An 11,215-nucleotide genomic window follows, 5' to 3' on the forward strand; every position below is an offset into this window, starting at 1 on the left:
ATGCGAGTCCGGCCCCGGTTCTGACCGGGGCCGGTACGCGACGGTAGTGCTCAGACGGGCAGGAGCGCCACGTTCGCCGTGCCGCAGAGCTTGGTGACGGTGTAGGCGTCACGCTGCGGACGTCCGATCCCGGTCAGTGGCGAAAAATGCGTCGTGGTGATCAGCTCGGTTTCGATCGGAACCGACTTCGCGCCCTCCATCACCACAAACGGAACGAGCACTGTCACCGACGTCGACCCGGCGTCCACAGTGGAGTGCAGGACAGCGGTGACGAGGGTGCCCAAATTCGCCACCTCCGCCACTGCGACCTCTGTGGCGTGGAACGTCTTGGTCTGGTGCGAATCCTGATAGATCAGCTTGATCAGGCCGTTGGTGCTGATCGGTCCAGACCCCACCGGGAAGTAGGTGATGTGAATACCGTTGCCGGACAGGTGATAAACATTGGGTGACCCACTCGGAGTCAGATCGGGTGAAGCAGTCTGTGGTGCTGTGGTGGTCATGGTTTCCCCTTCAAGTCGGAGCACCGGATCAGTGGGCCCGGTGCGTGTTCTACCCCGACCATGCTTCGCCACCGGACGGCGACGCACATGCGTAGTCAAGTACTTAATTGGATGTGCGCAACGGGCGGGCTGCAGGTACCCAAACATGCTGCCCGGCAACGTTGCCCGGATTCCGCAAGAACTGAGCGCATGCGGTGCAACAGAATTCGCCGCAGGATACTCGGGGTGGCTCTCCAGGCAATAGGCTTCGGTCCACTGAGTGGACCGAAGCCTTGCCTGCTTGCAGAGCCCGGTGGATATTCCGAGAAATCGTTTGTGCCATGAGGAGGTCGCCATGGGCAGCCCAGGCGTCGGGCAGTTCATAACGGACTGTGGTGGTGGCGTATGGGTCAACAGCAATACGTCGTGCCCGTTCGCGCTGAATGTCCATGAGCAGTGGCTGGCCCAGGCCGGAGGGGGTTCGGCGCTGGTCGAGGCCTTCAGCCCTACAACGGGGCAGACCTACACGATGGCCTGTGTGAGGTCCGGCGATTCAGTTACGTGCCTTGGCGGAAACGAGGCAGCGGTCTGGTTCCAGGCCGAATAGCGCGTGCTATTCAGTCCCGAAGCCGAATGTCGTTGTGGAATCATAGGTTTGACCAGGGTTGAGGGTTGTACTCGGGAAGCTGGGTTGATTCGGCGAATCCGGGTAATGCTGGGTTTCCATGGTGAATCCCGCGCCTTGCCGGTAGATATGCCCGCTGGTTCCCGTGAATGCGCCGTCGATGAAGTTCGATGTGTAGAACTGCACGCCCGGTTCGGTCGTGGAAACGGTCAGGGTGCGCCCGGTCTGCGGGTCCTCGACTTTGGCCGCCTGCACCATGTCGGTGTTGTTGCCCCTGTTGATCGCCCAGTTGTGGTCGTAGCCATGGGCCAGCAGCAGCTGCGGATCGTTCGCGGTTATGTGATCACCGATTGCCGTCGGAGAAGTGAAATCGAATGGCGTCCCCCTAACCGGAACGATCTGCCCCGTCGGGATCTGGGTGGAGTCGGTCGGTGTGTAGTGGTCGGCGTTGAGGGTGAGCTTCTGGTTGTAGATGCCAAGCGTGCTTTCGCCGGCCAGGTTGAAGTAGCTGTGATTGGTCAGGTTCACCACGGTCGGCGCGTCCGTCGTCGCCTGGTAGTTGATTCGCAGTTCGTTCTTCTGGTCGACGGTGTAGGTGACCGTTGTCGTGAGCGTCCCCGGATAGCCCATTTCACCCGCAGGGCTTACGTATCGGAGCTTCAAACCCACACCGTCGCTGCCGCTCTGAGGGCTGGCCTGCCACACTTTCTGGTCGAATCCCACAGTGCCGCCGTGCAGACTGTTGCCGTTGTTGTTGATCGGCAGGTGGTACTGGGTGCCGTTCAACGTGAACGTCCCTTTGGCGATCCGGTTGCCGTAGCGGCCGATGATCGCACCGAAGTACGTCTTTTCGGAGCCGGTGTTGTTCAGGTAGCCGTCCACAGTCGGGAATCCGAGCACCACGTTGTCGGCATGGCCGCCGCGATCGGGGGTCTCGATTGACTGAATGATGCCGCCGTACGTCAAGATCCGCACGCGCATGCCGTGCCCGCTGGTGAGCGTGTAGCGACTCACCGGGGTCCCGCCCACCTGGCCGAACGGTTCGCTGGTGATTGCCGGTGCGCCTGCTGGTGTCTCACTGCCCTCCGCAGGTTTCGTCGTGCTGTTGCCGCACGCCGCCAACCCCACCACACCCGCGATGGCGATCAATCGATGTAGCTGTCTCCCCCGCATGACGCTCCTTGCTCTCGCTGAATCGGCCAGTGGATAAACACTATTCGCCGTGAGATGTGAATGGTCGGATGCGCACCGAAACCCACAAATTGGGTGTCGCTGCTATCCACCTAGCTGTCAGTTCTCGCACCATCGTGCGGTCTACGCGAATCCGTTCGATGGACAAGGACTTTCCTGCCAAATCGCCGTACACGATTGTCGCAAAAGGGCCTATTCCGGCCGTTGTCGACGCGCAGTGAGCGCCGTCGGCCTACCCATCGCGTAGCCGAGACCAACCGCCGCTAACCCGAACTTGATCAGGGCGGTGACCTGGGCGCGCCGCGCGTTCACCCCGACGTCCCGCCGATCGAGCACGCGAATCAGCGAGACTCCCTCGACGGCGTCGGCCGCGACCGCACCCGCGGCCAGGGCCGGCAGCCACCCCGGGTGCTCCCGCTGCTTCCGGCGCCGCTCGATGAGCAGCGCCAGCAGCGTTCCGTAGGTGGTCATGTACCCGAAGTCGAGCCACATCGACTGGCGGGCCGCCTGCTGGCCGTCCTCGCCCCACCGGCTCATGATGTCGTCGGCCTTGGCGGCGCTGCCGGCGAGCTCGAACGGGATGATGCCCGGGCCGCCCGCCGTGCGCATCCGGTTCTCCAGTCTGAGCATCACCGCGGAGTAGCAGATATAGGCGATGGTCGCAGCCGTGATCCGATGCTCACGCGCCCAGCGGCGGCTGATCATCTTCTAGTCCAACCGGACCTGCACCGCGACCCGGCCCTTGTCATCGCGGGTGGCGACGGCGTGCCCAGTGTGGTCGGTGCCGCGAAGGTTGAGCAGGGTGATGGGTCCGCCGTCACCGAGGAAGTTACGCCACCAACTCTTGGCGTCCGGTGCCATCACGTTGATGGTGACCTCATCACCGGATAGCCGATAGCCAACCGGGGTTTGGAAGCTGCGGCCCGATTTGCAGCCGGTGTAGCGGACCTCGACCAAGTTGCGGCCGACGACTTCGCCGAGAACGGGAACTGTAGTGAGGCCGACCGCCAACTTGTTCAAGGCGCGTGCGACCGGAGTTGTCGAAGACCCTGTTGGACATGTTCGCCAGGCTAGCGCGGTGGCGCGAGCCTGCCGAGTAGCGGATGCGGCGACAGGCAGCGACGGGTGAAATCTCCGCGGAAACAACCTGATTGGGCTTGTCACGGCTAGCCTGCCGTCCCTACCACACCGGACCAAACCTTGGTGGCAGGATCGCGCTGACCGCGAATAGCCCTGCACCGCAAGGGAATATCCCGAACCCTCACTGAGGATTCGGGATATTCCCGGCAGACCCGCGTATTCGGCCTCTAACTGGCACCCGGGCGCGACCGATGCCGATGAGCGCTGGCCGACGCAACGTCTGGTGCCGCGGGCATCCGACCGCCGCCGGTGCAGGGACCGGTTCGCTCTTTGCGTCAGAATTCGATCAGAAGTAGCGCACGAACGCTCCTGTAGTGACGGAGCTGGGCCGGGCGACGGGCCGACTACCGCGTTGACGAGGCGATGAGCTCAACGGCTTCTGCCACACTGTCGGTGCAGTGGATGAGGTCAAGGTCGGATTCGGAGATCTTTCCTCCGGGCTGGACTGTGTTGCGGATCCAGTTGATCAGGCCAGACCAGTAGTCGACACCCAGCAGGATGATCGGAAATGCTGTCACCTTGTGTGTCTGCACGAGGGTCAAGGCTTCGAACAGTTCGTCGAGGGTGCCGAATCCGCCGGGCAGGCACACGAACGCCTGCGCATATTTGACGAACATGGTCTTGCGTACGAAGAAGTAGCGGAAGTTGATCCCGAGATCGACCCAGTGGTTGAGTCGCTGTTCGAACGGCAGCTCGATGCCCAGACCGACCGAGTAGCCGCCGGACTCGCTGGCGCCACGGTTAACCGCCTCCATCGAACCCGGGCCGCCCCCGGTGATCACCGCATAACCCGCCCGCACCAGTGCGATGCCCAATTCCTCGCCCAACCGGTACTCGGGAGAATGCGGTTCCGTCCGAGCAGAGCCGAAAACCGTGACAGCCTTGGGCATTTCGGCGAGAGCATCGAAACCCTCTACGAACTCGCCCTGGATCCGCAGCACGCGCCAGGGGTCGGTGTGCAGCCACTCGGCGTGGTCATGCCTGTCCAGCAGATGCTGATCGGCGGTGGTAGCCACGCAACGCTCGCGACGAAGTTGCACCGAACCGCGTATTTGGAGCTGACTGTCGTCGTTCTCGTCCACGCCTGCCAGCGTATGGGAAGCCGCCCCGGCCACTCAGACCTTGTTGCCGGCCTCGGACTTCACCCCTAGGCGCCGGCGTCGAACTAGCCGTCGCAGCGGGCGCCCGAGTCGTCGCAACCACGCACAACGAAGGTCGATTCGGCATGCTCACCGCACTCGGGGCTGAGCGTGCCGAGCTTGAGATGCCCGGTCTTTGGACTCGGCTACCCGAGGCCACAAAGCTCGATGCCAGAACAATCGGTGTATTCGACCCATGACTTCTCCGTTTCAGGCGTAGTTTCGCAACCACACGGGGACCGTCCAGGAGACGAAAATGAAGATTTCGGTCCATTCAATCCTGACTGCCGGGGTCGCGGTGGTTATGGCCGGCGCGATCACGACCGCATCGTCCATTCAACCGTCTCCCCCGCAACCGTCTCCGCCGTCGGTGGCAGCCATCCAACTCACGGCCGCCGTCCAAGCAACGGCGCCGACCCTGAACACATTGACGCCGAACACCCAACTCGCCCTACCGAAAATCGATCTGACCTATCTGCTCGACTACGCGGCACGTGTCGTGCTCCCGCCGAGTCTGGGGGCCGCCCTCCCTGCACCTCCGAGCTCCACCACGACTCCTACGCCCACCGACATCAACAGCTTCATCAAAAACACGTACAACGCCATCGAGCCGTGGGTGCGGTACGGGTTCGAACTGGCCACGTACGCGGTCGGCTGGATTCCGTACGTGGGCTGGCTCTCGCCGCAGATCATGATCTTCTACTCCTTCGGGGAGCGCATCGCCCGAAGCGACGTGTTCAACCTCGATGATTGGCTCTTCGGCCCGCTTCCCTTCGTCCAGGGCTACATAAACAACGCCGTGGATAAATGGAATGCAGTCGTCCAATTGGGAATTGACCAATGGAACTTCTGGCTTCCGCCGCTGCCGCCGCTTCCGCCCCTCCCGTTGGCAGCTAGTCAGACCACGACGCTAACTGCCAACCTCCCGACCGCGCAGCCGCAAACTAGCCCGACATCCGCGCCAAGCCGGCAGGCGCCTCTCGTGGCGAAGCTGGCGGGACAGCAAACGACGGTGCCAACCAGCGTGGTCACCTCAACCTCCGTCGCTGCGAAGTCGAGCAGCTCGCCGACCGCAACCGTGACGGAGTCCCCCAAGCCCCAAATCACCAAGCCAGCCACCGGACTCGACAACGCCCTCACTCACAACGTCCTGAAGCTCCCCAACAACCAAGTCGCCACCGGCGCGGCCAACAGCGGCAAGCCACTTCCGACCGCGCACACAGGACTGAAGAAGAAGTAGTTGCGACACCACAGTCCGGCCGCCGTCAGCGCACCGGCCAATGGTCGGTCCGGCTATACCCGCGTCGCACGCGACTCGTTAGACGCCCAGCAACTGGCTCTCAGCAGACAGCCAGTTGTCGAAGGCCGATTGCCCACGTCCCGACTGGTAGATCTCGAATGCACGCGCCGCGATGTCGTCATGCGATGCGATTCGCTCGGCAAGGATATGGTCACCGGGTCCCAGTCTGGGGTCCACGCCCAGATGGCCCAGTATCGACACTTCCTGGTGCTGATCAAGCCCGCTGTCAACCACGACCTCTTCGATCCCCGGCTGAACAAAGAGATCGACTTTCATGGAGTTTGCACCGATGTCGACCAGCTCGGGACTGCCCAGGGGCAGCTGAAGCAGAAAGTCCTCGGTGTCCGATGACAGCGTCCCCCAAAAGATTTGACGCCGGTGCCTCGCCATCTTGTCTCCTCTCCGGTCATTACGCTGGCCACTCACATAGCTGGCCTATAGCTAAGATTCCTCCATCGTCGGCGCGTCCGCCACCACCGTGATCGACGCCAATGTTGCGGAGCTGATGCGGTGAACCGCGGAGTGTCAGACTCCTCGTACAGGGAATCCAGCGGTCCTCGTCTGCCGGCGTGGATTACACGGGGCCGTAATCGTCGTCCGCGTAGTCGCAGTTTCCGATGTCGTCGACCAGCGGTCCGGCCCTAGCGCGGCTGGCGTTCTGACAGCCACCCCCAACCCCGGTGGTCGGTTCGCTCAGCGGACCAGGCGCTTGACGAGACCCGGGGTGGAGTCTGAAGATTGCGCATGGTTCCGTCGAATCGAAGGAGCCGTGTCGGTGCCCAAACCTTATCCCGAATTGGTTCACGTGCTGTGAGGTCACCCCATCCCCGGGTCCTGCCAAATCGGCGTGAGGAGACTTAAATGGCATCGGCGAAGCTCCCACCCGCCAAAGTCGTACGCGCAATAGAGGTGGCGCGACATTACCTCCACCGGCTGCACTCCCGGATGGTCCCCGCTCCGCTCGCGTTGATGGAAATGGTCATGAACGCCTGGGTCGCCCAGGCAATCGCGGCGGCTGCCGACCTTGGCATTGCCGACGCTCTTGCCCAGGAGCCGTTGTCGGTGCAGGACTTGGCGAAGGCGGTCGACGCCGACGCCGACGCGCTCAGCCGGCTGATGCGGGCCCTGATATCGCGCGGGATATTTCGCCAACGCCGCGACGACCGCTACGACCTCACACCGCTGGCTGAACCTCTTCGTCGCGACGCCAAGATCTCCGTGGCGGCCGGGGCCAGATGGGTGGGTTCGCCTGTGAATCGCGGTTATTGGACCCGTCTGACCGAGGGCATCCGCAGCGGCCGGGGCATCGCCACCGAACTGCACGGCCTGCCCCTTTTCGACTACATGGCCGGGCAGCCGGAGCCGCAGGAGATCTACAACCAGGCAATGACCAGCGGGTCCGAACTCGCGATCGCACCGCTCATCGCCGCCTATGACTTCAGCCCCTACGCCACAATCGTCGACGTTGGAGGCGGACACGGCCGGCTGCTTGCCGCGATCCTGGCTGCGACGCGGGATGCGCGGGGCGTCCTGTTCGACCAGCCGCACGTCGTGGCGGGAGCGCCTGCCGAACTGCGCCGGCACCAGGTCCAGGACCGGATCGAGGTTATCAAAGGATGCTTCTTCGGCGACGAGATACCGACCGGCGGCGACGCTTATGTGCTCAAGAACGTGATCCACGACTGGTCCGACGACTGCGCTGTCCGCATCCTGAGCAACGTGCACGCGTCGGCCGGACCGGGCAAGCATGTGCTGCTTGTCGAACTCGTGATTCCCCAACACGACCGTGAGTTTCCGGGCAAATGGTTGGACCTGGAAATGTTCGCCTGCGATGCCGGGCGTGAGCGCACCGCCGCCGAATATGGCCGGCTCTTGGACGCTGCCGGCTTTCGCATGACGCGGGTGGTACCAACCGCGTCACCGTTCGCCATCATCGAGGCGGTGGCAATTTAGCCCACACAGGCGCACCGCCGCCGACCGGCTGCGGTCAGCCCACACTGAGCAACGAGCCGACGCAGCCGTCCGGGTGGCTGAGCTTCGCGATGATGTCCACCTGCCGCGCAATATTGCTGAGTTCATCCTGCGCCGACTTACGTTGCGATAGGAACGGCAGCAGGCCGACCACGACGCTGTCGATAGCAGTAATAACCGCGGCTCCCGTGACCAGCAAAATACGGCAGCGCCGACCGATTTTGAGCGATCTAGCCGGTGATTCGCTGCCAGACAACCGCCTTCGGTACATGTCGGACGCCGTAGAGTCATTGGGTGCCCAAGGAAGCCGTCGCGGCGCTCGTCGCCCTTGGCGGCGTTATCTATGCGCAACTGGTGACGTACACGATCAACCGGGAGAGTGCGCAAGACCTCCGCGTGGACATCGATCGCGAGATCGACATCGTTAAGAAGATCAAAGCGGATTCGCCGGAAGCGGAACCGCTAGAACGCCACATCAATGCGTCGATCGCGAAGCTCGTCGCCCGCGACGAACTCCGCGAACGGCTGCTCGCGGTCCTTGCGACCGCCGCACCGCTGCCCTTTTTGTTGCTGTTCTGCTCGGGGTTGTATTTTTGGCTTCAGCACGGCGCACCGGTCCGATTTCGAGGCGAGATCACCGCGCTGCAGTGGATCATCCTCATCGCTTTCCTTATGCAATCAAATTCATACATATGGCAGACAGCAAAGTTCGTCTGGACGAGCATCAGCCTGTGGTTCCGGGGCCGTGCGCGAGCGACTAAGCGGTGATCCGCTTGCAGATCACGGTCACCTTGAACGGCATCCGGGCCAGGTCGGTGAACACCCTTGGTAGCCCATAGCGATGTCACCGGGTGCCGGTTGCCGTAAACACAGATCAGAGGTATGCAGCCAACGCTTGCTGGCAGATCTGTCGATACATCTCTGGCCGTCCCATATGCACGCGCGCATTGGCGGCGCTGTAGTGCGGCACTTTAACAAATCGCGAATCCGCGGGTAATGACCTGGATAGCGCACCCAAGGCGCTTGACGACAAGAAGGCCGCACTCGCGCAACGCATGCACGCCAACGGCGAATCGGCCAGCACCATCGCCTCGACCCTGGGCGTCAGCAGGGCCACCGTCTACCGAGTGCTCGCTGAGGACACGGAGTAAGCGGCCGGGCTGACCACGCGCGAGTTGTTAGTCCGAGGCGATTGCCGTAGGAGCCCCGAACCGGCCCATCTGCTTTTCCGTGAAGGCAAACGGGCTGTTGCGGTTCTTGAAGAACAGGTTGGGGCTGGCTACGCCGAAGAAGGCGAACACGACCATGTAGGCGATGCTCTTGGTCCAGTCGCCGCGCGTGATTCGACCCCGACTCTTGAGTGCGGTCAGATACGCCAATCCGATGGGAGTGTGCAAAAAGATCGACGCCAGGAAGCCGGGGCTGTACTTGGAGTGCGACATCACTGGGAAGATCACACCGTGGCCGACGGCCTGGCCCATCCCGAACACGACCGGGGCGATACCCAACCACTTGACCTTCGGGAAGATCACCGGGAGCACGTAGAACGGGTAGGCAATCGCGGTGTTGATGCACATCGCGTTGTGCGTGTTCAACGGGTAGTTCATCGGCTGATCGCTCTTGAAGAGTCCTCGGTTGAACTGTCCCGGAAAGTATCCGGGGTCTTCGTACTCCTCGTACTGATGCACCAACAGCGCAATCCAGTTGACCGTCGACAGTGCACGCAGATTGGTGACCTTGCTTCTGCTGGCCAGTGCAACTGCCCCACCGACGACCATGCCGAGCACGCCGCCGATCCGAGGCCAGTTCTTGCGGTAGAGGTCTATTGCGGATGTGCTCATCGCGGTCTCCTTGTCCATGACGGGCGGTCGGCACGCGGGCGTCGAACTAGATTTGGAATAGTATTCCAGCATGCGTAAGGCAACGTATCACAGGAGTGGAGCAGGAGAAACGACGCAAGCCGACCTGTCCGCCGGATTGGTCGACGCGGCGGTTCGGGTAGCTCAGAAGCTCGGCAGGGACGTCGCCGACGTGCCGGTGACGGCCATCGCGGTGGAAGCCGGTATCTCGCGAAGCACGCTGCTACGTCGTTTCGGTGGCTCACGTTCAGCCCTCGACGCTGCTGTCCGTGCGGCGGGCATCGACACCGGAGGTCGGCCTCCTGTTCGCGTCCGTGCCCTCGAAGCAGCAGCGAATCTGATTAGTCAATCGGGGCTGGCCGCAGCGACATTGGAAGCCGTTGCGGCGGATTCGCAATGCTCCGTCTTTAGCCTGCATGCGGCCTTCGGTGGCCGCGACGAGATGCTCAGGGCAGTCTTCGAGAGATACAGCCCGGTGGGTGACGTGGAGGAGTTCCTGCGCGAGCCACGGGGCGACTTCGCCGAAACCGTTCGCGGCCTATATAGGGTCATCGCGCATGCATTGAATCGCGAGCCTCGGGTCGCACCCGCCATGTTCGCCGAAGTCTTCTCGCGGCCTAGTAGCCCTGCCGTTCAGTCCCTCGTCGGTTACACCGGGCCTCGGATGTTCGGCGTACTCGGACGTTGGTTCGGCGCCGAAACCCGCGCCGGACACATCCGGAAGCTTCCCGAACTAGTACTCCTCCAACAACTGTTGGGTCCCATCCTGATTCACATGTTCATGCGGCCCTTGGCCGAAAACGTCTCTAGTGTGGCCCTTCCCGACATAGACGCGCTCTGCGACCTGTTCGCCGACAACTTCATCCGGGCGATAACGACGACTGGTGCGTAGGGGGTTGGGGGGTGTCCCTTGGGCCATCGCCGGGCACGCCTCGTACCGCCAGCGTCCCGCTCTCTCTGATGAACTTGCGTGGACGTCTCCCTTGCCGACGCGCCAATTTAGAACGCAGGTTGCAGACTTATCGAGCGACGATTGCGGGGCCTGAGCTCTTTGTTGGCGATTCGACTGTTCATCGTCCGTGATGTCTACCTCGTTCACGACTTCTATTGGTAGCGAGAGGGTTTGCGCGACCTCGTCCAGGAACCGGGTACTGATGACGAACCACTCGCGGCCCGCCGTCTTGGCAACGCTACGGTGCTGGTCTGCGGCTTCGAGAAGCCGATGGAAGCGGTCCTCAGTGTTGGCCGATGACTGTAATTCAGTTTTGTAGATCCGCAGGAAAATGGGTTCTTCTGGAAGGGCAGTCGTACGAGTCTGGTTGCGGAACCGCTGAATCACGTCACTGTCGCTCCGCAAGACCTTCATCGGTGTGCGGCCATTCTTGTCGTAGGGATAGCGCAGGTAGTGGGGTAGTGGGCAAAGTCAACTGATTAGTGCAACGTCTAGGCGGCGTGCTCGATGAGGGCGGTTAGGCGTTGGGCTGGTGTGTCGTAGTCCAGGGTGGGGCGTG

Annotated in this window: 13 protein-coding genes and 1 pseudogene; 6 read left to right on the forward strand and 8 right to left on the reverse strand. The window is 62.4% G+C overall.

Annotated elements, in window-relative coordinates; all coding sequences use genetic code 11:
• Positions 1 to 50 precede the first annotated feature (50 nt).
• Positions 51 to 500: a hypothetical protein gene (locus M2432_RS21205; protein WP_280828796.1), complete on the reverse strand. Its 450-nt coding sequence runs from the start codon at positions 498 to 500 to the stop codon at positions 51 to 53.
• 334 nt (positions 501 to 834) lie between these two features.
• Here M2432_RS21205 and M2432_RS21210 point away from each other — a divergent pair, with 334 nt between their 5' ends.
• Positions 835 to 1,086, forward strand: coding sequence for a hypothetical protein (locus M2432_RS21210; protein ID WP_280828797.1), 252 nt, complete (start codon positions 835 to 837; stop codon positions 1,084 to 1,086).
• Between the two features lie 6 nt (positions 1,087 to 1,092).
• On the opposite strand, the gene M2432_RS21215 is transcribed toward M2432_RS21210, so the two are convergent.
• The 4 genes from M2432_RS21215 to M2432_RS21230 form a co-directional block, all read right to left on the reverse strand.
• Positions 1,093 to 2,277, reverse strand: coding sequence for an aldose epimerase family protein (locus tag M2432_RS21215; RefSeq protein ID WP_280828798.1), 1,185 nt, complete (start codon positions 2,275 to 2,277; stop codon positions 1,093 to 1,095).
• Between the two features lie 210 nt (positions 2,278 to 2,487).
• Positions 2,488 to 3,000, reverse strand: a complete 513-nt coding sequence (locus M2432_RS21220) for a hypothetical protein (protein ID WP_280828799.1) — start codon at positions 2,998 to 3,000, stop codon at positions 2,488 to 2,490.
• Positions 3,001 to 3,003: 3 nt separating this feature from the next.
• Entirely contained in the window at positions 3,004 to 3,315 is a 312-nt protein-coding gene (locus M2432_RS21225; RefSeq protein WP_280828800.1) for a hypothetical protein, read from the reverse strand.
• A gap of 464 nt (positions 3,316 to 3,779) precedes the next feature.
• Entirely contained in the window at positions 3,780 to 4,517 is a 738-nt protein-coding gene (locus M2432_RS21230) for a TIGR00730 family Rossman fold protein (RefSeq protein ID WP_280828801.1), read from the reverse strand.
• 313 nt (positions 4,518 to 4,830) lie between these two features.
• Here M2432_RS21230 and M2432_RS21235 point away from each other — a divergent pair, with 313 nt between their 5' ends.
• Positions 4,831 to 5,814, forward strand: coding sequence for a hypothetical protein (locus M2432_RS21235; protein ID WP_280828802.1), 984 nt, complete (start codon positions 4,831 to 4,833; stop codon positions 5,812 to 5,814).
• A gap of 78 nt (positions 5,815 to 5,892) precedes the next feature.
• Here the strand turns inward: M2432_RS21235 and M2432_RS21240 are convergent, their stop codons facing one another.
• The gene (locus tag M2432_RS21240) at positions 5,893 to 6,264 is read right to left on the reverse strand and encodes a hypothetical protein (protein WP_280828803.1); all 372 of its coding nucleotides are present in this window, start codon (positions 6,262 to 6,264) and stop codon (positions 5,893 to 5,895) included.
• A gap of 471 nt (positions 6,265 to 6,735) precedes the next feature.
• On the opposite strand from M2432_RS21240, the gene M2432_RS21245 reads away from it, so the two are divergent.
• Positions 6,736 to 7,827, forward strand: coding sequence for a methyltransferase (locus M2432_RS21245; protein ID WP_280828804.1), 1,092 nt, complete (start codon positions 6,736 to 6,738; stop codon positions 7,825 to 7,827).
• A 34-nt stretch (positions 7,828 to 7,861) separates the two neighbouring features.
• Here M2432_RS21245 and M2432_RS21250 read toward each other — a convergent pair whose 3' ends face one another.
• On the reverse strand, positions 7,862 to 8,101 hold the full coding sequence (locus M2432_RS21250) for a hypothetical protein (RefSeq protein ID WP_280828805.1): 240 nt from the start codon (positions 8,099 to 8,101) through the stop codon (positions 7,862 to 7,864).
• 38 nt (positions 8,102 to 8,139) lie between these two features.
• On the opposite strand from M2432_RS21250, the gene M2432_RS21255 reads away from it, so the two are divergent.
• Positions 8,140 to 8,613: a hypothetical protein gene (locus M2432_RS21255; RefSeq protein ID WP_280828806.1), complete on the forward strand. Its 474-nt coding sequence runs from the start codon at positions 8,140 to 8,142 to the stop codon at positions 8,611 to 8,613.
• Positions 8,614 to 8,858: 245 nt separating this feature from the next.
• Positions 8,859 to 8,996, forward strand: a pseudogene (locus M2432_RS21260) (helix-turn-helix domain-containing protein); the annotation flags it as partial.
• Between the two features lie 27 nt (positions 8,997 to 9,023).
• On the opposite strand, the gene M2432_RS21265 reads toward M2432_RS21260, so the two are convergent.
• Complete coding sequence (locus tag M2432_RS21265; RefSeq protein WP_280828807.1) at positions 9,024 to 9,686, reverse strand: HXXEE domain-containing protein; 663 nt, start codon at positions 9,684 to 9,686, stop codon at positions 9,024 to 9,026.
• 124 nt (positions 9,687 to 9,810) lie between these two features.
• Between M2432_RS21265 and M2432_RS21270 the strand changes: the two genes are divergently transcribed.
• Positions 9,811 to 10,596, forward strand: coding sequence for a TetR family transcriptional regulator (locus M2432_RS21270; protein WP_280828823.1), 786 nt, complete (start codon positions 9,811 to 9,813; stop codon positions 10,594 to 10,596).
• Positions 10,597 to 11,215: the final 619 nt, after the last annotated feature.

This window comes from Mycobacterium sp. OTB74 (assembly GCF_029892685.1).
GTDB lineage: Bacteria > Actinomycetota > Actinomycetes > Mycobacteriales > Mycobacteriaceae > Mycobacterium.